We start from the raw sequence: 24899 nt of genomic DNA, 5'->3' as shown, positions 1-24899 counted from the left end.
AAATAAAATCCTATAATATTAGTAGATTTTACACTATTGTGCAATCTTCCTGTTTGGAATATTTTTAATAGCGGCTTATTCAAATATTTTTATCGTTTTTAAATTATGGCTTAGCTTTTGTTAAATTCTAAGCGGTCCTGCATACATCTTCGAAAAATATATCATCTACCTATGAAAAATTTTTCAATTTGTTAATAAGGTTTAAGTGAATTCTCAGTTGCCCAAGTTGAGATGAATATGTTCTTTTATTTTGGGTTTAATCAATAGTTTAAATTAATTAGGGGAAAAGGGAGCTTCAAAAGAGCTCCCTTTTTTTGTGTTTATATTAATACTATGCGTGCATAGTATTAATATAAATTTGTTTTACATTTACAGTATGCATTTTGAACTAACCGAAGAACACTTAATGATACGCCAGGCGGCGCGCGACTTTGCACAAACCGAACTAAAGCCCGGCGTGATAGAACGTGATGAACACCAGAAATTCCCTGCCGAACAAATTAAAAAGTTGGGAGAGCTGGGCTTTTTAGGCATGATGGTATCACCTGAGTATGGCGGTAGTGGGATGGATGCCATATCTTACGCTATTGTAATGGAAGAACTTTCTAAAGTTGATGCATCAGCATCAGTAGTGGTATCGGTAAACAATTCGCTGGTTTGTTACGGGTTAGAAAAGTATGGTAACGAAGCGCAAAAACAAAAATATTTAAAGCCTTTGGCGCAAGGCCAGGTAATAGGCGCGTTTTGCCTTAGCGAACCCGAGGCCGGTTCTGACGCTACATCGCAACACACTACCGCCATTGATATGGGAGACCATTACCTGCTTAACGGCACCAAAAACTGGATCACCAACGGCAGCACGGCATCTACCTATATCGTAATGGCTCAAACAGATTCCAGTAAAAAGCACCGTGGTATTAACGCCCTTATCGTTGAAAAAGGTATGGAGGGCTTTACCGTTGGCAACAAAGAAAATAAACTGGGCATCCGTGGGTCTGATACGCATTCGCTAATGTTTACAGATGTTAAAGTACCCAAAGAGAACCGTATTGGCGAAGATGGCTTCGGCTTCAAGTTTGCGATGGCTACGCTTGAAGGTGGCCGTATAGGTATCGCCTCGCAGGCATTAGGTATTGCATCAGGGGCTTACGAGCTATCGGTACAGTACGCTAAACAGCGAAAAGCCTTTAATAAAACACTGGCTGATTTGCAGGCCATTCAATTTAAACTGGCTGATATGGCTACCGAAATTGAGGCCGCCCGCTTACTTTGCTACCGCGCTGCCTGGTTAAAAGATAATGACCAACCTTATGCGCAAGCAGCATCAATGGCTAAACTGTTTGCATCAGAAACCGCAATGCGTACTACGGTCGAGGCAGTACAGATTCACGGCGGTTACGGTTTTGTGAAAGAATACCATGTGGAGCGATTGATGCGCGATGCTAAAATTACGCAGATCTACGAGGGTACTTCCGAAATTCAGCGCATTGTCATATCGCGCGGGGTGTTGAAATAGTTTGGCTACATTTATTACTTTTGAAAAAAGTATATAAAATTAGTAGACTATTTTTCTGCCATGATAAAAAAGATATTATTTAGCGCGGTGCTTGTTACCTCGCTTATCCATATAGCACCGGCACAAACCAAATTACAAACAGGTATTTGGCGAGGTGTTTTGAAAACTACGGCGAAAAAAGAGATTGCTTTTAACTTTGAAGTGACCAATGCCGGCGGTAAGCAAACACTGGCTATTATAAATAGTACAGAGCACTTTAAGGTAACGAATGTTACTGGCAAAGGCGATTCGGTATTCATAAAAATGCCGTTGTTTGATTCGGAATTTAGGTTGAAGCAAGCCGACAGCAAATTAACCGGCCATTATATAAGGCACTTAGGCGACCGTGATGTACCAATGGGCTTTACCGCGACGGCCGGTACACCATGGCGCTTTTTTAAAACTCCTGCCAAAACTAACTACAATGTTAGCGGCCGCTGGACCGCCTTAATTGGCGATAGCACAGCCCGCGATACAACAATTGGCGAATTTAAACAGGTTGGCCAAAAAGTTACTGGAACCTTCCTGACCACTACAGGCGATTACCGCTTTTTAGAAGGCACCGTAAGCGGCGATAGCCTCTACCTTTCCTGCTTTGATGGCGGGCATGCATTCCTGTTCACCGCAAATATCGAAGATGATAATACCTTAACCGATGGTAAATTCTTTTCTGGCCTAACTGGAAAAGATGTTTGGACAGCTGTACGCAACGAGAACGCCAAACTACCTGATGCTTACTCCCTATCCGCATTAAAACCGGGTTACAAAAAACTGGCGTTTAGCTTCAAAGATTTAACCGGCAAAACGGTTTCATTGGATGATGAGCGTTTTAAAAACAAGGTGGTTATTGTGCAGATCATGGGGTCGTGGTGCCCTAACTGTATGGATGAAACAGCCTACATGGTCAACTACTATAAAAAGTATCAGCCCCGCAATGTAGAAGTTATTGGCCTGGCATATGAGCGTACAACAGATTTTGCCAAATCGCAAAAATCTTTGGCACAGTTGAATAACAGGTTTGATATTAAATACCCTATCCTAATAACCGGCTACACCAATAACAAAGTAGAAACAGCCAAAAGCCTGCCGATGCTTACCAAAGTTGTAGGCTTCCCAACTACTATCATTATTGATAAAAAGGGCGATGTCCGCAAAATCCACACCGGCTTTAGCGGCCCGGGTACAGGCGACCATTATACGAATTTCATCAGCGAGTTTGAAAAGTTGACGGATGATTTGTTGGCGGAATAACTTCTCCCCGGCCCTTTCCAAAGGAGAGGAAGCCAAAGTTGTATTGTTATGGCTAGCAATAAGGAAGTATCAAATAACAGATATCCGTTGGCAGTTGTAAAGTTAAATAATAGATCCTTCACTACGTTCGGGACGACAAATATTAAGGGTTTAGAAACAAGCCCTCACTCACCTCGGGAATAATACCTTTCTCCAGTGCTGTATCAAAAAGTAGCTTTACGGCTTTTTTACCCTCCACACCCAAATCAACAGAGAACTTATTTACATAAAGGCCAATGTGTTTGTACATCACTTCTTCGCTCATTTCCTGCGCGTGCGAACGGATGTATTCTAAGCCTGATTTTGGGTTGGCAAAAGCAAACTCGACTGAGCGTTTTATCACCTTGTTTATTTTATGCTGAATATCTGATGGCAAGTTACGGTTAGTTACTATGCCGCCAAGTGGAATAGCGCAGCCGGTGCGTTTTTCCCAGTAGTCGCCCAAGTCTATTATTTTGTACAGGCCTTTATCCTGGTAAGTAAACCGGTTTTCGTGGATGATCAACCCAATATCAACACGGCCTTCTAATACGGCGTTCTCAATATCCGAGAAAACCAGTTCTTGCTTATTGATGGCATCCGGATAAGCCAGGCTAAGTAAAAAGTTGGCAGTGGTATATTTGCCGGGGGTGCCTATTTTAAGGGTTCTATCCCCCGTTTCAAGTCGTTCTTTTAATTCTTCAGCGCTCCCTTTGCAAATCAGCATCGGGCCTACGCCAAAACCTAAAGCACTACCGGCATCCAGCAACACATATTTATCTGCCGCATAAGCAAAGGCATGATAACTTAATTTGGTAATATCAAGTTCGCCGCGAAAAGCCTTTTGGTTAAGGGTTTCCACATCATCATAAAACACTTCAAAGTATAGGCCTTCAGTATCTATTTTATGGTGAATAAGCGCGTCGAATATAAAAGTATCGTTAGGGCAGGGCGAAAAGCCGATGGTAAGTTTCATAGTATCATATATAAAATCTTCCTAAACCCAGTTTGCCAAAAGCAGTTAGGTGGAATATAATGAGCGCAATAAAAAGTAAAAGGGGAAGTCGATCAATAAAATTTGTTGCTTTAATTCCAATCGCCAATAATATAAAACAAGGAAGTAAACCTATAAAAAGCATCATATGTATCCAACCTAAACCCTCCCAGTCATGTATACCACCGCCGTATAGTTTTATTCCGATATCGTTTAATGCTATAAGCAAATACACAATTGCCACATGCAAAAACGGGCTATATTTATCTTTATTTAAGCTTACCAAAGTTGCTATTGCCACTATTACAACAGGTGTAAGCGTAATACCTGCCGGTGCATAATAACGGTCTAAAATAACATTGAACAATACAATCACGAGGGTTATGCCCAATCCTATGTTCTTGTCAAATTTAAAAGCACCCATTATTTTAAGTTGTTTAATAAATTCACAGCAAATGTATTTAGATTTTTAACGGCTAAACCTATCTGCCATGCATCCCGGTTACGTTTTTCTACATAATTTGACACAGCCCTGATCTGCATACAATGCACCCCGGCTTCGCGGCAGGCGTAAAAGAAAGCCGCGCCTTCCATACTTTCTATTTGTGGATTGAGCCGTTTTTGTATTTTTTGGATAGATGCCTTGTGTCCGTGCACTGTGTTTACGGTAATGGCTGTAGCTTGCTTTAAACCAGCATCCGGGTAAATATCCGACAATGGTTTACTCGCTTTAAAAACGCTTTCGCCAAAGCCCATATCTGCTATCGGCAAAAAGGATTCGTCGTCCTGCGCACCAAGTTCGGCTATGGTATCATGAGTGATCTCAACCAGATCACCAAGGGCTATGCCGCGGTCAAAGCAACCGGCAATACCCAGGTTTATAGCCAGGTCGTATTGGTTTTTTGCCAGTTCGAGGCCAAGTGCATAAGCAGTAGCAACCATGCCAACGCCGGTTATTAATACTGATTGGTGCGGGGAGAGATGTGTGCGGTGGGTTTTCTTTTCGTTCTTCTCTCCAATATCTCCGCTCTCAAACAAACTTCCAACCTCAAAAGAAGTCGCCGCTACAAATAATATGCGCATAAATGCTGTTTTTTGACAGCTAAGATAAAACAACTCGCCTGTTTTTGTTTTGTATATTTGCACCATTAATTACTATGATGATACACATAACGCGCAAAGAACATTTTAACGCAGCACACCGCATGTACCGCGAGGAATGGAGCGCAGAGAAAAACAATGAGGTTTTTGGCAAATGTGCCAACCCAAACTGGCATGGCCACAACTACAACTTGTTTGTAACCGTAAAGGGCGAAGTTACCCACGCTACAGGTTACCTGATGGATCTTAAAGACCTTAAGGTGATTATAAACGAGTATGTGATTGAAAAGCTGGATCATAAAAACATCAATTTAGATGTTGAATTTATGAAGGGCATGATGGCATCTACCGAGCTGCTAACCATTGGCATATTCAACCAGCTTAAGGGCCCCATCGAGGCTTATCCGGGCGTATTTCTGCACTCGGTAAAATTGTACGAAACAGAAAACAACTCTGCCGAATACTTTGGCGGATAACCCAAACCCATGACTGACCACGATAACATTCCTGACAGGGACGAGGGCATAAACGGCTACCAAAAGATAGATCGTTATAACCCGCAGCTGATCAAAAACCTATCAACAAATTACCTCGACGTTTTAAAACAGATAGGTGAAAACCCCGAGCGCGAAGGCTTATTAAAAACCCCCGAACGTGTTGCCAAAGCCATGCTTTACCTCACCCACGGGTATGATCTGGATGCTAAAGAGATCCTCAATTCGGCTATGTTTAAGGAAGAGTACAGCCAAATGGTAATTGTAAAAGATATTGAGGTGTATTCGATGTGCGAGCATCACATGCTGCCTTTCTTTGGCAAAGCGCACATTGCTTACATACCTAATGGATATGTGGTAGGCCTCAGCAAGATCCCGAGGATAGTAGATGTTTTCGCCCGCCGACTGCAGGTGCAGGAACGATTGACAAACGAGATCCGCGATTGTATCCAGGAAACACTTAACCCAATAGGAGTAGGTGTGGTAATTGAGTGCAGGCACCTGTGCATGAGCATGCGCGGCGTACAAAAACAAAACTCGGTAACCACCACATCGGCATTTACCGGCGAGTTTTTGAAAGGCCAAACCAGGACAGAATTTTTAAACCTGATTTCTTCGAAATTAAGTTAGTTCATTAGTTCATAGGCAAAAGCTTTGAATTAGAACTAATGAACCAATAAACCATAACAAATGAAAGCATATATTTTTCCGGGGCAAGGTGCCCAATTCCCGGGTATGGGCAAAGACCTTTACGAACAAAGCGAACAAGCCCGTGAATTATTTGAGCAAGCTAACGAGATACTTGGCTTCCGCATTACCGATATAATGTTTAACGGTACCGAAGATGATTTGAAACAAACCAATGTAACCCAACCGGCTATATTCCTGCATTCGGTAATACTGGCTAAAGTTTTGGATGATAATTTTACACCCGAGATGGTTGCAGGTCATTCTTTGGGCGAATTTTCGTCATTGGTAGCCGCTAACGCGTTATCATTTGCCGATGGATTGCGATTAGTTGCTGCCCGTGCAAACGCTATGCAAAAAGCCTGCGAAATTCAACCCGGAGCCATGGCTGCAATTTTAGCCCTTGATGATTTTACGGTAGAAGACATTTGCCAACGCTTAACAGATGTAGTTGTACCAGCAAATTATAACTGCCCCGGTCAGCTCGTAATATCCGGTACGGAAGCCGGTGTGGATGCCGCCTGTATTAAAATGACCCAAGCCGGTGCTAAACGTGCTTTAAAATTAAACGTTGGTGGTGCATTCCACTCGCCTTTAATGGAAGCTGCCCGTGTAGAATTGGAAGCAGCCATTGTTAACACCGAATTTAAAGAGCCAATTTGCCCGGTGTATCAAAACATAGATGCTAAACCATATACTGATATTGAGCACATAAAACATAACCTGATAGCACAGCTAACAGGCCCTGTGCGCTGGACACAAACTGTTGTGCATATGCTGGAGGATGGCGCTACATCGTTTACTGAGGTTGGGCCCGGCAAGGTTTTACAAGGCCTTGTTAAAAAGGTAAACCGCGAGGTTGCTACGGCAAGCGCTGTAATAGAATAATTACAATAAAGCCATCTGTTAATTAACAGGTGGCTTTATTTTTACCAACCATTTTAAAATACATTTAAAGCTTGAGCACCGCAGGAAAAATACGGGTATTACTGGGATTGTTATTCGCAACTTTATTGTTTACAGCAATAGTTGTCGAGAGCACTTACACGCCTGATAATAACCTGATACAAACGGCAAAGCTATTAGAAAACAACTTGCACGATAAGGAAGCGCTTGTTTACAATTCGATAAAAAACAAGCAGATTTTTAACGAGATAAAGCAGTTGAGCACTACCCCTGCAAAAGGCTTGGAGTATATTAACGAGTATACAATAAATAACGCTATCTGGATCCTTGTTTACAAAAATGGCGAGCTTGATTTTTGGAGTGGACCTAAGATCATCCCGTCTAAACTGAGTAATATAAAAGACGGCTGCTCATTTATTAAACAACCTAACGGATATTACGAAACCATCCGTAAAACCGAAGGAGATACATCGGTTATCTTTTTTATCCCGGTAAGAACCAGTTATCCGTTCACAAACGAATACCTCGAAAACATCTTCGCCAAAGATCTTACAATTGATGACAATATCGCGATAGCCGATTTTACCGACAAGAATATTTATGCTGTACACGATATTAACAATGTATACCTGTTTTCATTAAAACTTATTAAAGGCGTTAACCATCGCTTTTTTTATTTTGTTGTAGGTTTTTGGTTATTAGCCATCCTTACGCTACTTATACTGGTAAATAATATAGCACTTTATTTAGCCGGGAAGGGATATGTTTACCCGGCCCTGTTATTTATGGCTGCATTTGCAATACTATTCAGGTTTGTAAACCTATATTATGGCTGGCCAAATTTTACGCAGGAACTACCGCTGTTTAGCCCAAAGCTCTATGCATCTTCGCCTATATTCCGCTCCCTTGGCGATTTTTGCATTAATATATTATTAATGTGCTGGGTGGTTGTTTTTGCTTACACCTGCCGGTTAAAACTTATTACACGTGTACCCAATAAACTGTTAAGTTATGCCATTTTATTGGGCAGTATCTTGTTACTTATCATCACCTCCACAAATCTTTTAAAGGTTTACTACGGGCTAATTATAAACTCCAAAATCATTTTTGATGTAACTAATGTGCTCAATCTTTCGAGCTTTAGTTTAATTGGGGTGCTTATGCTGTGCTTCAGCTTCCTGATGTTTTATTTACTAAACGAGGTTATATTAACCATTTCCTTTACGCTGGATATCCCTATTCTACAGCAGCTGCTCATTTTTGTAACCAGTGTAATTGCAACAACGGCAATCGTAACTTATTACTGGGGGTTTAGCTTATTTTACCTGCTTTGGATGATGATGGTTATTATAAGGGGCTACTCCTATTTGTACAATGACAAAAAATTTACGGTAACCTCTTTTATCAGCATTGTATTGATATGTTCTGTAATCTCATCCATAAAGCTTAGTTATTTCGAAAAGATAAAGGAGCAGGACCTGCGCAGAGTATTGATACAGCGCCTGGAAGTACCAGATGATACAACTGCAGATGCCCTGTTCAAAACAATAGAGAAAGAGATAATTGTAGACCCATTACTGATAAACTATTACAAAAACACCGACCATACAGCAGATTACCTGGAAACACGCCTACAAAAATTGTATTTCGACAGGTACTTATCCAAGTACGATTTTGAGGTGCACGAGTATAATAATTTAGATCAGCCCATATCTGTCGAAAAGAATTATTCGCTTGATGTTTTTAAGGATATGGTGGTGTACAGCTCATTCAAGGTATCCAACTACTTTTATCGCCAAAACGAATCATTTGGCTTTCAAAGCTATTTTGCCATATTGCCCGTGATGGACGGCACAAAAAAACTGGGCACTATTGTAGTCGAGCTAAAATCGAAACCCTTGCTATCTGCAGGCACCTTTCCCGATCTGTTGATTGACAAGGAAGTAAAAGGCAGTACAGAGGAGTTTAAAAATTATTCATTTGCTTTTTATACCGATAACATACTTATTGGGCAAAGTGGCACGTATGTTTATAGCATCCGCAACAGTGAGTTTAATGGCGAACTTAAAAAATACACCACACAAACCACACAAAGCAATAAGGCAGGTTTTGCAGATAAATTTACAACCTATAACCATTTGCTGTACAAGCCGGCCAATCGTAACTTAATTGTTGTTACACAAGAAAATAACATCCTGTTATCTACCACTACGGCGTTAACTTTCTTTTTTGTTGTGCTGCTTGCATTTGGCACCATCATATTGCTTACACGTGCTATATGGATCAGACTGAAGATCTTTAACGTTAGTAACGACCGCATTAAGTGGACATTTAAACTAACTTTCGACAGGATATTATACAAAACACGCATCCAGTTCTCAATGATATTCGCGGTGGTTATAACACTGATACTGGTAGGGATAATAACATTCGTATCTATTAGTACGCAATATCAGGCGCAGCAGGAGAAACTCATCCGGTCAAAAATAATACAGATATCTGCGGCTTTAGAGGCCGGGCCGATAACAAATTACACCGGTAATATTACAGAGGACAGCAAGATCAAATTTGATGACCTGGCGAATACTTACTCTGCCGATCTTACCCTTTTTGGGCTTAACGGCAATTTACTGATAACCACCCAACCCAAAATTTACGATTACGGATTACTTTGCCGGCAAATCAATGGCCGTGCATTTATCGCGTTAAACGGCATGCAAAAATCTGAGGTAGTTAGCGAGGAAAAAATAGGCTTACTAAAATACACCGCTGCTTATACACCCATTCGTAATGTAAAACACCAAACTATAGCTTACCTGCAGTTACCGTATTTTGCAAATGAAGCAGATTATACCGAGCGAATTGGCTCGCTGTTAAACATCATGATAAATGTTTACGCGCTTATATTTATAGCTATCGGCTTGTTTGCAGTGATTATTGCCCGCCAGATAACCGCGCCGCTAAACTTTATACAGTATAACTTAAGTAAAACCATTTACGGGAAAAAGAACGAGCCTATTAAATGGGACCGCGATGATGAGATAGGTGCGCTGGTGAAAGAGTATAATAACATGATAGCCGCGCTGGAGAACAGCGCCCAAAAGCTGGCACAATCCGAACGTGAGACCGCCTGGCGCGAAATGGCGAAGCAGGTTGCACACGAAATTAAAAACCCGCTTACGCCGCTTAAACTGGGCTTGCAACTGCTTGATAAATCGTGGAAAGATAAAGACCCTAAGTTCGATCAAAAGTTTGAGCGTTTCAGTAAGTCATTTGTGGAGCAGATAGAAAGCTTGTCGTCTATAGCATCGGAGTTTTCGGCGTTCGCCAAGATGCCTGATACGCGAATAGAACGTATGGATATTTTTGAAGTATTTGGCAAAGCTGTAACCATTTTTAAACAAATGGATAACGTAACCATTAATATGGACCCGCCGACAGCCCCGTTCTTTATTGGTGCCGACCGCGACCAGATACTGCGTTGCTTTAACAACCTGCTTAAAAACGCTATAGAGGCAACGCCCGCAGATCGAGCCTGTATTATTGATATCCACTACTTGGTTACTAACAAAAACATACTGCTCACCATAAAAGATAATGGCAACGGTATCCCCGAGGGTATGCGCGAAAAGATATTTGAGCCAAACTTTACCACCAAAAGTTCGGGAACGGGATTGGGACTTGCCTTTGTTAAAAACTCTATCGAAAACGCGAGCGGTAAGGTATGGTTCGAGACTACCATCGATGTGGGCACTACCTTCTATTTAAGCTTCCCTTTGGATAGTTCGGCAACTGTTTAATCCCCTTCCCTTACTGCGCCAATAGCGAAGCATCAATAGCCGTTTAGCAACTCGAATAAAAGAGTTCAATAATAACCTTCTCCTTTGTCTTGCTGCTTACCCGAACATCAGAAAGAAAGTCAGTAAATGGATTATCAGCTTGGATTAATAGATCTTTCGCTTTCGCTCAGGACGGCAAAATTTACGATCACAAAAAAATGCCCGATTACAAAGGTAACCGGGCATTTCCAATATTTAAATATCTCTTACTTTAACGTAATGCTGGTTTTACCCATGCTATAACCATCTGCATATAAAAGCACGGTGTAGGTGCCCTTTTGGAATGGAGATGGGTTTATCCAGTCTATAGTATAACCGCTGCCGTCATCCCTAAAATCAATAGATGTTTTGTAAGTAAATTGCAGGTCCTGGCTATCGGCATTAAATGTACCCGAATCGTTTTGAATGATAAGGTTTCCAGTTGGATCTATAATGCGCACGTATACATCATGCAGGCCCTTTTCGGCTACAGCATTAGTGGCAACTGTAAAGTTTATCTTGATTTTTTGAGCCTGTTTAGCTTTGGTAACATCACTTTCTTTACCACTGTTTTTTACTTTATAAGCAACAACATCTACAGTGGCAACCTTAATGGCCGATGCTACTTTAACCTTGGTATCCAGTTCCTGGTTCTTTTGCTCAAGCGCGGTAGCTTTTTGGCTAACGGTTGCTAAATTGGTTTTTAAGGTATCCCGCTCGGTAGCTAATGTGCTGTTTTCCTTTTTCAATTCCTCTATATCTGCAGTGTACTTAGTAACAAAATACCTAAGTTGCTTAATATCCTCCTGGGCTTTGTTAATTTCTGCAACAGTAAGTTTACCTTTAGCAAGTTCGCTTCTTAAGACCCTGATCTTTACACGTAACGAATCATTCTTTGCTTGCATGATTGCCGTCATTTTAGACCGGCCCGCGTTAACCTGTTCTATTTGCGCCTCAAGGCTGTCCAGTTCGGTTTGCAGCCTTGTTTTCTCATCATTCTGATAAACAATTTTTGTATCAGACTTGTTTTTTTGGGTGTACAGGTAAACGTCCGTACCTAATAATGCAACCACAACCGCTATCAAAAAGTAAATCACGTTTGAATTTTTCTTTGGTGCCGGGTTAGGCTCATTATATGCTGATTTATACTCCATAGTAAGTTGTTAAAGGTTATGATAGCTTAACAGGCTGGTAACCCACTAAGGTATATCTTAATTCATATTTATAAATATAGGTAAAAAACTATAAAACGTCGCAAAACCCGTTTTGTTTATACATATACAGGGCCGGGCTAAAATAAATACAATATCATTAAAACACAAAATAGGCGTTAATATTATACTAATACTAAAACAGCGTAGTTGTGAGTTTATATCTTTGAGGCTTTAAAAATAAAACATTCGCTTAATGCAATTCTACAGATACTTATTTACTGCTATTTTCTTTTCAATTATATGTTCCCTGTCAATTGCACAAAGCGTTACACCAGAAGCGGTTACCCAAACCGAGCCTAAGCGCGAATTTAGGGGAGTTTGGATAGCCACCGTAGTCAACCTGGACTGGCCTACCAATGCACGCGCTACTGCCGAAGCCCAAAAAATAGACCTCCTTAACCAACTTAATTTCCACCAGCAGGCGGGCATAAATGCGATCATGTTTCAAGTGAGACCTGCCGCCGATGCGTTTTATGCTAAAAGCCGCGAGCCATGGTCAAAATACTTAACCGGTAAACAAGGCCAGGAACCCGGTTACGACCCCTTAGAATTTGCCACTACCGAAGCGCACAAACGCGGCATGGAGCTGCACGCCTGGTTCAATCCCTATCGTGCAACCTTTGATAACAAGTTTTCAACCCTTGCGCCTGAGCATATCACCCGCACCAAACCCGAGTGGTTTTTTATTTATGAAGGAATAAAATTATTTAACCCCGGCCTGCCCGAAGTGCGCGAATATATTATTCAGGTAATATTGGATGTGGTAAAGAATTACGATGTAGATGGCATACATATGGACGATTACTTTTACCCATACCCGGTTAGGGGACAGGTTATAAACGACCTGGAAACCTTTGCCCGATACGGTAACGGGTATGATAATATAAAAGACTGGCGCCGTAACAATGTAGATCAATTGGTACACATGCTTGCAGATAGCATCCATAAATATAAACCGAATATGAAGTTTGGGATCAGTCCGTTCGGCATTTGGGCAAACAAAAGCCAGCATCCGGATGGATCTGCTACTAATGGAGGCTCGTCATACATCGAAAACTTTGCCGATACCCGCAAATGGATGCATGAGGGGTGGATAGATTATATTAACCCACAAATTTATTGGCAAATTGGCAACCGTGCCGCCGCATTTGATACGCTGCTGAACTGGTGGAGCAATAATACCTACAACAGGCATTTATACATTGGACAGGGGCCATACCGCTTTTATGAATTACGCAGCCCGGCGTTTAAAAACCCATCAGAGATACCTAACCAACTACGTTTGATACGGGCTAACCCGCGGGTACAGGGAAGTGTTTACTTTAGGTCGCAATCCTTAATGGCTAATGCAAATCATTTGGTAGATACCTTAAAGAAAGATTTTTACCGCTACCCCGCCCTGCCTCCGCCAATGCTTTGGCGCGACTCCATCCCGCCTAATATCCCGCAGGCGTTTACGTTAAAATATGAGGGCAAGGGTGTAATGCTTAAATGGCAGCCGCCATTACCTGCTGCAGATAACGAACCTGTTTATGGTTATGTCATCTACCGTTTCCAGGGGAATGAGAAATTTGACCTTGGCGACCCGAAAAACATCCTGCACATCCAATACGATAATGTGCCGCTTTATATGGATAGCAACGTGCAAAAAGGCCAGACCTATTTTTACATAATAACGGCCTTAGATAGGCTCAAAAACGAAAGCGACCGTACCCCAACTATGGCCATAACGTTGCCTTAAGCACATTTTTGATATAAAAATCAAGCCCCCTTTTCGATAATGAAAAGAGGGCTTTTTATTTGCCTTTCCATCACTCTTCAAAAATTAAAAATAATTTAAAATGTTTTTAAGGGTGGCTCGTCTTTATATTTAAACATATATAAATTGACAGCCGCATCAATGCCCCAGGATAAAAACAGCCATATCATACAAACCATTGCGTCGTATGGTAAAAGCTTGTTAGGGTTTATCCGCAAGCGGGTAAAAAATGATGCCGATGCCGAAGACATCCTGCAGGATGTTTGGTACCAGTTTAGCAATGTGGTAAATGCCGGGCCTATTGAGCAAACCAGCGCGTGGTTATACCGGGTGGCTAAAAACAGGATCATCGACAAGCATAAAAAACATTCAGAAACCTTGTTGGATGATATATTGCCGGCCACGGGTGACGACGAGGAAGACAACTTCGATTTTCAATCGATACTGCTAACCGAGCCAAAAACGCCTGAGACCGAATACCTACGCAACCTTTTTTGGGAGCAGCTTTTTGTAGCGCTTGACGAGCTACCCGAAAACCAGCGCCAGGTATTTATTTGGCAGGAACTTGATGATATGCCGTTTGAGGAGATCGCTCAAAAAACCGGCGAAAACATCAATACCCTGGTATCGCGTAAGCGGTACGCGGTGTTACATCTGCGCAAGCGGTTAAAACAATTGTATAAAGAAATTACAGAATATTAAAAGAAAGAAACACAATGAAAAAGTTATTTTATGAATGCAGGTTCATTTTTATCCCGATAGGCGTTATAGCCATTTTAGCACTGGTAAGTTATGTAGTAATGCAGCTTTGGAACAACCTGCTACCCGATATTTTACACGTAGGCACCGTTACGTACTGGCAGGCCATGGGCATATTTGTGCTTTGCAAGATCTTGTTTGGCTTTGGCCCAAAAGGAGGTCGGGGTGGTGGCGCGCCCTGGATGCGCCGTAAACAAATGATGCAGGAGCGCCTTGCCGGCATGACGCCGGAAGAACGCGAGCGCTTTAAAGAACAAATGAAAAGCCGTTTTGCCTGGTGCAAGCCCCGTAATGGCCCTAATGACTGGCGCGATGCGTGGGAAGAAGCGCCGATAGCTGAGAAAGAAACCAAAGAATAAATTTCAGGATAGAAGATCGGAAATATTAAATTTAACCCGCTTTTCGTATCAGATTCCCGCACCAAATCACAATAACAAAAACCCCTCTACCATGGATGTGCTGATATTTAAAACAAGTGTTGCCAACAAGCAGGAAATAAACCAAATCCACCCGTTGTTAACTTCGCTAACCGAGATCCGTCAATATAACTTTGATCTGGAAGATTGCGATAACATATTGCGTGTGGTGAGCAGCGGTGTAGAACCACAAACCATTAACCACATGCTGCAAATTGCAGGGTTTACGTGTGAGGAACTGCCTTATTAAGTTGGCTGCCGCGAGCTTTCAGCTCGTGGTATAGCATGGCCTAAGCCTTCAGCTTTCGTTAGCTGAAAGCTGACTTTGTGCGCGGCACGAGTTGAAAACTCGCGCCATCAAAAATTAATTAAAATACTTCACAACCCCATCCGCGCAATTCACGCCATCGATAGCGGCAGATATTATACCACCGGCATAACCTGCACCTTCTCCGCATGGAAATAGGCCCGCTACCTGCGGATGCTGAAAAGTTTCCCTATCACGAGGGACCTTTACGGGTGATGATGTGCGCGACTCCACACCCACTAATATCGCTTCGTTAGTATAATAACCTTTCATTTTACGCCCAAAGGCGGGCAATGCCTTGCGCAGGCGGTTATGGATCCAATCGGGCAACACCTCTTTCAGATCAACACTTTTGCAGCCGGGCAGGTACGAGTTCTCCGGCAGATCGATAGATACACGGCCTTCCACAAAATCAACCATGCGCTGTCCGGGGGCGACTAAGTTACCGCCGCCTGCTTTAAAAGCCAGGTGTTCTACATGCTGCTGAAAATTTAGCATCCGAAAAGGGTCGTTCATATCCCCTTTTACGTCTTCCATATTTATCTGCACCACGGTCCCCGAGTTAGCAAATGGATTGTTCCGTTTGCTTGGGCTCCAGCCGTTCACTACGATCTCATCCTGTGCTGTTGCACAGGGGGCAATAATACCACCGGGGCACATACAAAAAGAGAATACACCGCGGTCTTCCACCTGTTCCACTAAATTATAATAAGATGGCGGCAGATCTGGCCCGCGGTATTCGCAATGGTACTGGGCACGGTCAATAATTTCCTGCGGATGCTCAATTCGAACACCTAATGCAAAAGGCTTGGCCTCAATCAAAATATCCTGGCTGTGCAGCATTCGGAAAACATCATGGGCAGAGTGGCCTGTAGCCAGTATTACGGCATCTGCCAAAAGCTTTTCGCCGTTGGCTAATTGTACGCCTTTTATTTTGCCAAACTCCACCAAAAGGCTGGTTACCTTTGTATCAAACAAAACCTCGCCGCCTGCGTCCAAAATACTTTCGCGCATGGCGGTTATAATTTGGGGCAGTTTATTAGTACCAATATGGGGGCGGGCATCCACCAAAATATCATCAATTGCGCCGTGGGCTACAAAGGTTTTTAGTACTCCATTCACGTCGCCGCGTTTGGTACTGCGGGTATAAAGCTTACCATCAGAATAGGTACCTGCCCCGCCTTCGCCAAAGCAATAATTACTTTCGGGGTTTACCAGGCCTTGTTTGTTGATGTTCGCCAGATCGCGGCGGCGTTGCTTAACATCTTTGCCACGTTCCAATATCATGGGTTTTAAGCCTTGTTCTATACATTGCAATGCGGCAAAGATCCCGGCTGGCCCAGCACCTACGATAATAACCCGCTTGGCATCTTTTACATTTTTATATTGAGGGTTGTAGATCTCGGTTTGTACAGGCTCGTCCACAAAAACACGTACCTGCATCCGGTATAATACCTTACGGCCGCGGGCATCGATAGACCGCTTCAGGATCTTTATCCCACTAATTTTCTCTTGCGGAATTTTTGTTGCTGCCGAAGCGAGGCTTATTAAAACTGCTTCATCTTCCTGCTGCCCGGGAGGGCATACAATTTCTACTTCTTTTATCATGCTATATGCCGGGTTTTTATCCCGGATTGATGCAAAGATAGTTATTCAATCAGCTGTTTTTAGTTGGCTGTTCACCTTTGTGGTTTATCCATACTTGTTCGCAATCAAACAAAATAACTGTTTATCGTTCGGGTACGTAACACCAACCGTACGCTATCGTACACCTAAAAAATATTTGAAATCTTATTTATTTGAAAATAAGACAGTTACAAAATCGGTTCTATTTTGGCATAGGGCATTGTATATTAAACAACAATAAGATGATGACTACCGTTGATAACCGCTTACAAACCCTTTGGGATGGTTGCCTGCGTAACAACAGAAAGCAACAAGAAATGTTATATAAGGTGTTAGCGCCAAAAATGCTTGTAGTTTGCCTGCGCTATGCTAAAGATAAAGACGAAGCCCAGGATATACTACAGGAAGGCTTTATAAAAATGTTTAAAAATATGGGCAACTACCGTGGCGAAGGAAGCCTTGAAGGATGGATCCGCCGCATTATGGTACACAGCGCTATCTCACGTTACCGTAAAGCTAAAAATGTGGTATTGGTTGAGGATTTTGCCGAACAAGGCATCCCGGTTAGTACCAGCTATAACGATAATGGTTTAGAAGCCCGCGATTTGATGAACATGGTGCAGCAATTACCGGATACTTACCGTTCGGTATTTAACATGTACGCTATCGAGGGGTTTTCTCACCAGGAAATTGGCAGCAAATTGGGCATGAGCGAATTATTATCCCGCACTACCTTACACCGTGCACGTACCATCCTGAAAGAAAAATTGACCAGCTTAGCTGTAAGAGAGCGCCACTGCCTGGCTGGATAAATTACCTAATACCCGCCTAGTTCACAATGATTTATTGATTACCATCCGGCAAGCCCGCCAGGTTAATCAATAAGTCAAAAGGTGAGCAAGTCCTCGCTCCCCACCTTTCAATTATCATTCAATATTCGTAATTTAATAAACGATATTACATAGATACCTATTTGTGCTTCGCACTCATATAAAACACCATTTCGCCGCCGTTCATAATATCCTGATGGGTTAAGGTTAAAGCTGTATATGGTTTACCGTTAAGGGTCATTTTTTGTACATAAACGTTTTTCTCGCTTTGATTTTTCACAACGATGTTAAACATTTTGCCGTTGCCAACCTGTATTTTAGCGTTATTTACTGATGGGCTGCCGATAGAATAATCAACCGAGCCTGGGGCTACCGGGTAAAAACCCATCGAGCTAAAGATGTACCAGGCACTCATTTGGCCGGTATCATCATTACCACCTAAACCATCCGGGGTTGGTTTGTACATGCGTGGTAGGATCATCCGGATGCGTTCCTGTGTTTTCCATGGCTGGTTTGTCCAGTTATACAGGTAGGCCACGTGGTGCGATGGTTCGTTACCATGTACATAATTACCGATGATACCATCGCGGGTGATATCCTCTGTCTCGGCAAAGTATTTATCCGGCAGGTTCATGGTAAATAACGAATCCAGGTAACCTACAAAGCGTTTGTTACCGCCCATTAATTTGATTAAGCCGGCAGGGTCTTGTGGTGCAAATAGCGTATAGTTCCAGGCGTTACCCTCAATAAAACCTTCGTTAATGGTACTTAGCGGATCAAACTTAGCGCGAAAAGTCCCATCAGCCAGCCTCGGCCTCATAAATCCCGATTTGCTGTCATACACATTTTTATAGTTTTCGCTGCGTTTAATAAATTCATTGTAGATGTCGGTCTTGCCTAATTTCTTAGCCATTTGCGCTATCGCCCAGTCATCATAAGCATATTCTAAAGTATTTGATACCGATACGCCTGTTTTTTCATCGGGGATGTAGCCTTTATCCATATACTCGCCAATACCCTCGTAACTGCGGTGGCGCGCGGTAGCCACACAAGCCGTTAAAGCTTTTTCAGCATCAAACGGCGCATTGCCCTTAACAACAGCATCGCCAATTACAGACACGCTGTGGTAGCCGCTCATACACCAGTTTTCGTTGGCCGAATTGCTCCAAACCGGTAACATCCCTTCAGGGCTTTGGTCAAAGTGCACCATCATCGATTTTACCATGTCGGCATTGCGTTGCGGCTGTATAATGTTAAACAGCGGGTGCAATGCGCGGTAAGTATCCCATAACGAAAAAGTGGTGTAGTTGATAAAACCATCTGCCTTATGAATATTTTGATCGAGACCTTTGTACTGCCCGTCAACATCCATATAAATGGTCGGGTTGATCATGGTGTGGTACATGGCGGTATAAAAATCCTGCTTACGCTCTACCGATGCGTTAACCGTAATTTTCTCCAGTTCCTTTTCCCACTGGGCTTGTCCGTCATTTTTAACTTTATCAAAATCCCAGCCCGGTACTTCTGCTTGCATATTGGCCATCGCGCCATCCATACTTACTGGTGACAGGGCAAATTTGATCTTGATCTTCTCGCCTTCTTCGGTTTTAAAGTCAAAATACGCACGGATTTGCTTACCCGCTATCTCAGGGAAGTTTTTGCTTTGATTGAATTTACCCCAGAAACCGCCGTATACTTCACGCTTATCATATTTCTTAAACCCATGCTGAATGAATTTTTTATTGAAAGCCATAGCAAAGTATAAATTGCGGGTGCGTGCCCAGCCATTAGTTTGGCGGTAACCTACCAGCGTGCTATCGTTCAAAATCTTTACATACGTCCAAACGGTTTTGTCGGGATAGTTATAAATACCCGCCATCAGGTCCAATATAATATGCGACTGATCTGATTTCGGGAAAGTGTATTGGTGGAAACCAACGCGTGTGCTGGTTGTCATCTCGGCAGTGATGTTTGAAGCATCAAGCTTTACTTTGTAATAGTTGGCCGAGCTTACCTCATTTGCATGCGAGAAAGCGGAGCGGTAACCGCTGCCCGGTTTATCGGCAACACCGGGGTTAAGCTTTAAAGCCCCAACAGTTGGCATTATTAAAAAATCGCCAAGATCTGAGTGTCCTGTACCGCTAAAGTGGGTATGGCTAAAGCCTACAATGGTTTTATCTTCGTATTGGTAACCTGCGCAGTATTCGTAAACTTTGGGGTTGTATTTACCCTTCAATTCGTAGCTGGCGGTATCTGTTTCGGGGCTAAGCTGCACCATGCCAAACGGAACGGTAGCACCCGGGTATGTATGGCCCATACGTTGCGTGCCGATGATGGGCTTTACATATTGCACTAAACTTTCGTGAGTATTTTGAGCCCCTGCATGCAGGCCTGTACAAATTAAAAAAGCAGAAAATATCTTTTTCATTTATTGCTGGGATGATAATGCGTGATCAGTAATGCGTTAACGCTGTCAAATATAAAATCATAAAGCTTGTTAGCGCTATTTAATTACATTTACAAAGCCAAATATTGCCATTATGGCGTAAATGTTACGTTTTGTAACAACGGTATGGGTTTTGTAATCTAATTTGTAAATTCACATCACCATAAATAAACAAACACACACAATGAAAAATCTACTGATCGTAATAGCTGTTGTTGTAGTATTAGCCCTTATGGGTGGCTGCAGTTACAACGGCATGGTAAAATCTGACGAGAACGTTAAGGGCAAATGGGGCCAAGTGCAAACCCAGTACCAACGCCGCAGCGACCTTATACCTAACCTGGTATCAACCGTAAAGGGCGAAGCCAATTTTGAAAAAGGGACCTTAACTGAAGTAACCAATGCACGCGCAAGGGCTACCTCTATCCAGGTTGATCCTACTAAACTTACACCGGAAGCTATTCAGCAATACCAACAGGCACAAGGCCAGTTAAGCACTGCTTTAGGCCGTTTACTGGTTGCATCAGAAAACTATCCTACCCTTAGGGCTAACGATGCTTTTAGGGGCTTACAGGTGCAATTAGAAGGCACTGAGAACCGAATTAGTGTAGCACGCCGCGATTTTAACGAGTCGGTACAAACATACAACAGCAAGGTTCGTACGTTCCCGGCTAACATTACTGCTAAATTATTCGGTTTTTCAGAAAAAGGGTATTTCCAAAGCGAAGCAGGTTCTGATAAAGCGCCAAAAGTTTCTTTCTAAGATTTCACCGATTGAGGATGATTACACCGATTGCTTATTAAGCGGTGTAATCATTTTTATAATCCGCGTAATTGCAACCAATAATCTGAGTAATCACAAATCAATATGGCCGTATTTACCGAAGAGGAGCAGCAACGCATACAACAGGCTGTTGCCGATGCCGAAAAAAACACCAGCGGCGAAGTGCGCGTTTGCATAGAAAAAACCTGTAGCGACGACCCGCTTGACCGTGCCGTTAAGTATTTTGCCCAACTGGAAATGCATAAAACCAAGCTGCGTAATGGTGTGCTTATTTACGTAGCCACGGTCGATCGTAAGTTTGCCATCATTGGCGATGCCGGTATAAACAGCGTGGTTCCTGGCGATTTTTGGGATACCACAAAAGAAAACATGCTAAACCATTTTAAGTACGGCAACTTGGTAGAAGGCATTATTACGGGGATAAAAGAAGCAGGCGAGCACCTGCAAAAATACTTCCCGCATTTGCTTAATGATAAGAACGAACTGCCCGATGATATTGCCTTTATGGATGGTAATTAACAACAAATGATGTTAAAAAAAACAATATTATGGCTGGGGCTGATGCTATGCATCGCAACAGCCTTTTCGCAAGATATCCCGGAAAAATCGGGAACCCTGGTTACCGATTATACCAACACACTATCAGCATCCGACAAGATAAAACTTGAAAACAAACTGAATGCCTATAATGATTCTACCAGCACACAAATAGCGGTAGTGATCATCAAATCTACCGGCGATTACGACATTAACCAATATGGCGTTGAGCTATTGCGGAAATGGGGTATCGGTACAAAAGAAAAAAACAACGGCATTTTAGTGTTAGTTGCCTTGAACGACCGCAAGATGGCCATCCAGACCGGCTATGGCGCGGAAGGGGCCTTGCCCGATATCACCACTCAGCAGATCATCCAGAATGATATGAAACCGCGTTTTAAATCGGCAGACTATTACGGTGGGTTGGATGCCGCTACGGATGATATCATGAAAGCCATGAAAGGCGAATACAAAGCCGACACCCACAAAATAAAAACAAAAGGCGATGGCAGCCCTATTGGGTTCATCATAATCATCGTTGTGGTAATACTCATCTTTATATTCAGCAAACGCGGCGGTGGTGGCGGCGGCCGTATTATTGGTGGCCGCGGCGGCGCAAGCCCATTTTGGTGGTTCCTGGCAGGTAATTTACTTGGCGGTAGCGGTGGTGGCCGTAGCAGCGGTAGCGATTGGGGTGGAGGCGGCGGCGGTGGTTTCGGTGGCTTTGGCGGCGGAAGCGGCGGCGGTGGCGGAAGCAGTGGTAGCTGGTAGAGTTTAAAAAACTAAAAACAAATTCTAAATTCTAACAAAAGCAACAATTTATTGACTCGGAGTAATTCCAATTGGCATTTTTATATCCTCATGAGCAAACTTAACTGGACGATCCTCTCATCCACCTATATACATAAAGGCACCTGGGCTACACTGCGTAGCGATAAATGCGAAATGCCCGATGGTACAGTAGTAGACGATTACTACGTTTTAGAATACCCTAACTGGGCCAATGCCGTAGCGCTTACCGAGGATAATAAGATTTTGATGGTGCGCCAATACAGGCATGCTGCTAACATCGTATCGCTGGAAATTCCCGGCGGTGTTATAGAAGGTGGCGAGAACCCGGAAGAGGGGATACGCCGCGAGTTACTGGAAGAAACGGGATACCAGTTTAACGAGGTTGAACTGATCAGCACTGTGTATGCCAATCCATCAACCGCTAATAATAAAACCTTTTGTTACCTGGCCAAAGGCGGCAAAAAAGTACAGGAACAACAGCTTGACGAACACGAACGTATAGTAGTAGAAGAGTATACTATAGCCGAGGTTAAACAGCTTTTGGCAGATAATAAAATAGCCCAGGCACTGCATTGTACCGGGCTATTTTATGCTTTAATGAAATTGGGCGAATTGTAATAGTTAGAACATCATTAATATCTGTCCTTTTTCAACTTTATCACCCGGTTTTATTTTGATGGTTTTAATGGTAACATCAGCGGGGGCTTTAATAATGTTTTCCATCTTCATAGCTTCCAATATAAATAGGTTATCGCCCTTTTTAATTTCGGCGCCTTCTTCTACCAGTACCTTTAATACCAGGCCGGGCATAGGGGCTTTTATGTCGCTTACTTTAGCGGTCATTAAATTGCTTAATCCCATCTTGTCCAGCAATACATCAAACTGATCTTTAGCGGAAACGGTATAGGTATTGTTATTCACCTTTATCTCGGCGGTTTTTGCTTTGCGATCAAAGCTTACTACCTCTGCGTTATATGATCCGTTCTCGTTAATAACATGATACAGCAGATTATTCAATTGCTTTATATCCGCGTTAATGGTTTCGCCATTAACGGTAAGCGAATCAGCTTTTCTATCTACCTCAAAATCGTGCTTCGAATTAACCTTTATTTTGTACATGTGATCAGAATTTTCAGGATTTAAGAATTTATAGAATGCCTTATGCTATTTGGTGAAAATATATTGAATAAGATTTGCCCCCATCTTAAGGGCTTTTAAACGCGCCTCGTGGCTATCGCCGGCGTAAGTTCCATAATCCTCCCAACCGTTGCCTAGGTCGCACTCAAAAGTGTAAAAACACACCAGGCGGCCTTTGTAGACTAGCCCGAAGCCTTGCGGGCGTTTTCCATCATGTTCGTGAATCTTTGGTAAGCCATTGGGAAAGCTATATTTTTGCTGATAGATGGCATAATTGATTGGCAGTTCCACAAATTCCAGTTCGGGAAACACCTTCTTCATTTGCGGGCGGATAAATTTATCGAACCCGTAGTTATCATCAATATGCAAAAACCCTCCGCCGGTTAAATACTGGCGCAGATTGCGGGCTTCCTGATCATTAAAAATCACGTTACCGTGGCCGGTCATAAATATAAATGGATAGTTATAGATCTGGTCGCTGCCTACCTCAACCACTTCTTCTTCCGGCTGGAAGTTGGTCTTCAGGTTATCGTTACAAAATTTAATGAGGTTTATGAGTGCGGTGCGGTCACCATACCAATCGCCACCGCCGTTGTATTTAAGCCTACCCATTTTATATGACGGCGCGGTAAAGCTGCTGATGCAAAACATCATGGTAAAGGCCGCGACAACAAAAATAGATCTTCTCATTTATCGGTTTAAAAAATTCACCTCAAAGCAAGCTTCAAGCGCTGCCGTTTCGGTACGTAGGCGGCTTTCACCTAAAGTTATGGCTTTATATCCATTCTGCAAAGCGGCATCCACTTCCGCCGGACTAAAATCACCTTCCGGGCCAATCAGTATCAAGTAACGGTTTTGCTTCACTACAGATTGTGCAAGCTCCGCTTTTTCACCATCATCACAATGGGCAATAAACTTTTGCCCGTCAAACGGTTGCTTTAAAAATTGGTTGAAATTAACCAGGGCATTTAGTATTGGGTGATATGCCTTGATAGATTGTTTAATTGCAGATGTGATAATCTTATCCAAGCGTTCTACCTTGGCCTCCTTACGCTCCGAGCGCTGGCAGATAATAAGCGAGATCTCATCGATACCTATCTCGGTAGCTTTTTCTAAAAACCACTCTATCCTATCTAAATTTTTGGTTGGCGCTATAGCGATGTGCAGGTAATGATTGCGTTTGTTAAATTTGGCAGTAACCGAATTTATTTGCAGGATGGTGCGCTTTGGGTGCGCATCTTTTATCTCGGCTTTGTACAAACCGCCTTTGCCATCAATCAGGGTAACCGCATCGCCAATATTAAGGCGTAACACGCGCACGGCATGCTTGCTTTCTTCTTCGCTTAAAAAGTATTGGGATAAAGTTGGGTCGATATCTGGTGTATAAAAAAGCTGCATTTTTCTTTTTTAATATCAAGTATTTAGTATCAGGTATCATGATTTTTTAGAAGTAGTATCATGATACTAA

The 24899-nt window shown here is 42.7% G+C and carries 24 protein-coding genes; 15 read left to right on the top strand and 9 right to left on the bottom strand.

Translation table 11 applies throughout. The features are described 5' to 3' along the window. The first annotated feature begins 376 nt into the window (after positions 1 to 376). Positions 377 to 1516: an acyl-CoA dehydrogenase gene (locus tag NAF17_RS15865; protein WP_252758989.1), complete on the top strand. Its 1140-nt coding sequence runs from the start codon at positions 377 to 379 to the stop codon at positions 1514 to 1516. Between the two features lie 60 nt (positions 1517 to 1576). Beyond that, a complete protein-coding gene (locus tag NAF17_RS15860; RefSeq protein WP_252758988.1) occupies positions 1577 to 2806 on the top strand; it encodes a TlpA disulfide reductase family protein in 1230 nt (409 codons plus the stop codon). Between the two features lie 142 nt (positions 2807 to 2948). Here the strand turns inward: NAF17_RS15860 and NAF17_RS15855 are convergent, their stop codons facing one another. From NAF17_RS15855 to mqnB, 3 genes are read right to left on the bottom strand one after another with little or no spacing between them, the layout of a single operon-like run. Continuing rightward, positions 2949 to 3800 carry a menaquinone biosynthesis family protein gene (locus tag NAF17_RS15855; protein ID WP_252758987.1) on the bottom strand — a complete coding sequence of 284 codons (852 nt, stop codon included), beginning with the start codon at positions 3798 to 3800 and terminating at the stop codon, positions 2949 to 2951. 4 nt (positions 3801 to 3804) lie between these two features. Next, positions 3805 to 4242 carry a hypothetical protein gene (locus tag NAF17_RS15850; protein ID WP_252758986.1) on the bottom strand — a complete coding sequence of 146 codons (438 nt, stop codon included), beginning with the start codon at positions 4240 to 4242 and terminating at the stop codon, positions 3805 to 3807. Beyond that, a complete protein-coding gene (gene mqnB / locus NAF17_RS15845; RefSeq protein WP_252758985.1) occupies positions 4242 to 4901 on the bottom strand; it encodes a futalosine hydrolase in 660 nt (219 codons plus the stop codon). Before mqnB ends, NAF17_RS15850 begins: the two co-directional genes overlap by 1 nt. Before the next feature lie 77 nt (positions 4902 to 4978). Between mqnB and NAF17_RS15840 the strand changes: the two genes are divergently transcribed. The 4 genes from NAF17_RS15840 to NAF17_RS15825 all read left to right on the top strand — a co-directional run bounded on the left by NAF17_RS15840 (position 4979) and on the right by NAF17_RS15825 (position 10806). Continuing rightward, positions 4979 to 5395, top strand: coding sequence for a 6-pyruvoyl trahydropterin synthase family protein (locus NAF17_RS15840; protein WP_252759016.1), 417 nt, complete (start codon positions 4979 to 4981; stop codon positions 5393 to 5395). Positions 5396 to 5404: 9 nt separating this feature from the next. After that, the gene (folE, locus tag NAF17_RS15835) at positions 5405 to 6043 is read left to right on the top strand and encodes a GTP cyclohydrolase I FolE (protein ID WP_252758984.1); all 639 of its coding nucleotides are present in this window, start codon (positions 5405 to 5407) and stop codon (positions 6041 to 6043) included. Between the two features lie 60 nt (positions 6044 to 6103). Continuing rightward, positions 6104 to 6988, top strand: a complete 885-nt coding sequence (gene fabD, locus NAF17_RS15830; protein ID WP_252758983.1) for an ACP S-malonyltransferase — start codon at positions 6104 to 6106, stop codon at positions 6986 to 6988. 71 nt (positions 6989 to 7059) lie between these two features. Next, on the top strand, positions 7060 to 10806 hold the full coding sequence (locus NAF17_RS15825; RefSeq protein ID WP_252758982.1) for a sensor histidine kinase: 3747 nt from the start codon (positions 7060 to 7062) through the stop codon (positions 10804 to 10806). 245 nt (positions 10807 to 11051) lie between these two features. On the opposite strand, the gene NAF17_RS15820 is transcribed toward NAF17_RS15825, so the two are convergent. Further along, positions 11052 to 11978, bottom strand: a complete 927-nt coding sequence (locus NAF17_RS15820) for a DUF8428 domain-containing protein (protein WP_252758981.1) — start codon at positions 11976 to 11978, stop codon at positions 11052 to 11054. 253 nt (positions 11979 to 12231) lie between these two features. Here NAF17_RS15820 and NAF17_RS15815 point away from each other — a divergent pair, with 253 nt between their 5' ends. The 4 genes from NAF17_RS15815 to NAF17_RS15800 all read left to right on the top strand — a co-directional run bounded on the left by NAF17_RS15815 (position 12232) and on the right by NAF17_RS15800 (position 15222). Further along, positions 12232 to 13779 carry a glycoside hydrolase family 10-like protein gene (locus NAF17_RS15815; RefSeq protein WP_252758980.1) on the top strand — a complete coding sequence of 516 codons (1548 nt, stop codon included), beginning with the start codon at positions 12232 to 12234 and terminating at the stop codon, positions 13777 to 13779. A 144-nt stretch (positions 13780 to 13923) separates the two neighbouring features. Continuing rightward, a complete protein-coding gene (locus tag NAF17_RS15810; protein WP_252758979.1) occupies positions 13924 to 14499 on the top strand; it encodes an RNA polymerase sigma factor in 576 nt (191 codons plus the stop codon). A 14-nt stretch (positions 14500 to 14513) separates the two neighbouring features. Further along, on the top strand, positions 14514 to 14915 hold the full coding sequence (locus tag NAF17_RS15805) for a hypothetical protein (protein ID WP_252758978.1): 402 nt from the start codon (positions 14514 to 14516) through the stop codon (positions 14913 to 14915). A 91-nt stretch (positions 14916 to 15006) separates the two neighbouring features. Continuing rightward, positions 15007 to 15222, top strand: coding sequence for a hypothetical protein (locus NAF17_RS15800; protein WP_252758977.1), 216 nt, complete (start codon positions 15007 to 15009; stop codon positions 15220 to 15222). A gap of 114 nt (positions 15223 to 15336) precedes the next feature. Here the strand turns inward: NAF17_RS15800 and NAF17_RS15795 are convergent, their stop codons facing one another. Continuing rightward, on the bottom strand, positions 15337 to 16887 hold the full coding sequence (locus tag NAF17_RS15795; RefSeq protein ID WP_252758976.1) for an NAD(P)/FAD-dependent oxidoreductase: 1551 nt from the start codon (positions 16885 to 16887) through the stop codon (positions 15337 to 15339). 260 nt (positions 16888 to 17147) lie between these two features. Between NAF17_RS15795 and NAF17_RS15790 the strand changes: the two genes are divergently transcribed. Continuing rightward, complete coding sequence (locus NAF17_RS15790; protein ID WP_252758975.1) at positions 17148 to 17717, top strand: RNA polymerase sigma factor; 570 nt, start codon at positions 17148 to 17150, stop codon at positions 17715 to 17717. Between the two features lie 157 nt (positions 17718 to 17874). On the opposite strand, the gene NAF17_RS15785 is transcribed toward NAF17_RS15790, so the two are convergent. Continuing rightward, positions 17875 to 20163 (bottom strand): GH92 family glycosyl hydrolase, encoded by a 2289-nt coding sequence (locus tag NAF17_RS15785; RefSeq protein WP_252758974.1) that lies wholly within the window; start codon positions 20161 to 20163, stop codon positions 17875 to 17877. A gap of 202 nt (positions 20164 to 20365) precedes the next feature. On the opposite strand from NAF17_RS15785, the gene NAF17_RS15780 reads away from it, so the two are divergent. From NAF17_RS15780 to NAF17_RS15765, 4 genes are all read left to right on the top strand, one after another. Further along, positions 20366 to 20944 (top strand): LemA family protein, encoded by a 579-nt coding sequence (locus NAF17_RS15780; protein WP_252758973.1) that lies wholly within the window; start codon positions 20366 to 20368, stop codon positions 20942 to 20944. Between the two features lie 105 nt (positions 20945 to 21049). Next, positions 21050 to 21484, top strand: a complete 435-nt coding sequence (locus NAF17_RS15775; protein WP_252758972.1) for a TPM domain-containing protein — start codon at positions 21050 to 21052, stop codon at positions 21482 to 21484. 6 nt (positions 21485 to 21490) lie between these two features. Beyond that, positions 21491 to 22273, top strand: coding sequence for a TPM domain-containing protein (locus NAF17_RS15770; protein WP_370341319.1), 783 nt, complete (start codon positions 21491 to 21493; stop codon positions 22271 to 22273). 90 nt (positions 22274 to 22363) lie between these two features. Beyond that, positions 22364 to 22912, top strand: coding sequence for an NUDIX hydrolase (locus tag NAF17_RS15765; RefSeq protein WP_252758971.1), 549 nt, complete (start codon positions 22364 to 22366; stop codon positions 22910 to 22912). Positions 22913 to 22915: 3 nt separating this feature from the next. Here NAF17_RS15765 and NAF17_RS15760 read toward each other — a convergent pair whose 3' ends face one another. From NAF17_RS15760 to NAF17_RS15750, 3 genes are read right to left on the bottom strand one after another with little or no spacing between them, the layout of a single operon-like run. Continuing rightward, the gene (locus NAF17_RS15760; RefSeq protein ID WP_252758970.1) at positions 22916 to 23413 is read right to left on the bottom strand and encodes an acyl-CoA carboxylase biotin carboxyl carrier protein subunit; all 498 of its coding nucleotides are present in this window, start codon (positions 23411 to 23413) and stop codon (positions 22916 to 22918) included. Positions 23414 to 23458: 45 nt separating this feature from the next. Beyond that, positions 23459 to 24121, bottom strand: a complete 663-nt coding sequence (locus NAF17_RS15755; protein ID WP_252758969.1) for a DUF4159 domain-containing protein — start codon at positions 24119 to 24121, stop codon at positions 23459 to 23461. Next, positions 24122 to 24829 (bottom strand): 16S rRNA (uracil(1498)-N(3))-methyltransferase, encoded by a 708-nt coding sequence (locus tag NAF17_RS15750; protein ID WP_252758968.1) that lies wholly within the window; start codon positions 24827 to 24829, stop codon positions 24122 to 24124. Positions 24830 to 24899 lie beyond the last annotated feature (70 nt).

Origin of the sequence: Mucilaginibacter aurantiaciroseus, from assembly GCF_024055595.1 — a bacterium.
GTDB lineage: Bacteria > Bacteroidota > Bacteroidia > Sphingobacteriales > Sphingobacteriaceae > Mucilaginibacter > Mucilaginibacter aurantiaciroseus.
The sequence above is the reverse complement of the archived record's forward strand: the minus strand, read 5'-3'. Positions and strand labels throughout refer to the sequence as shown.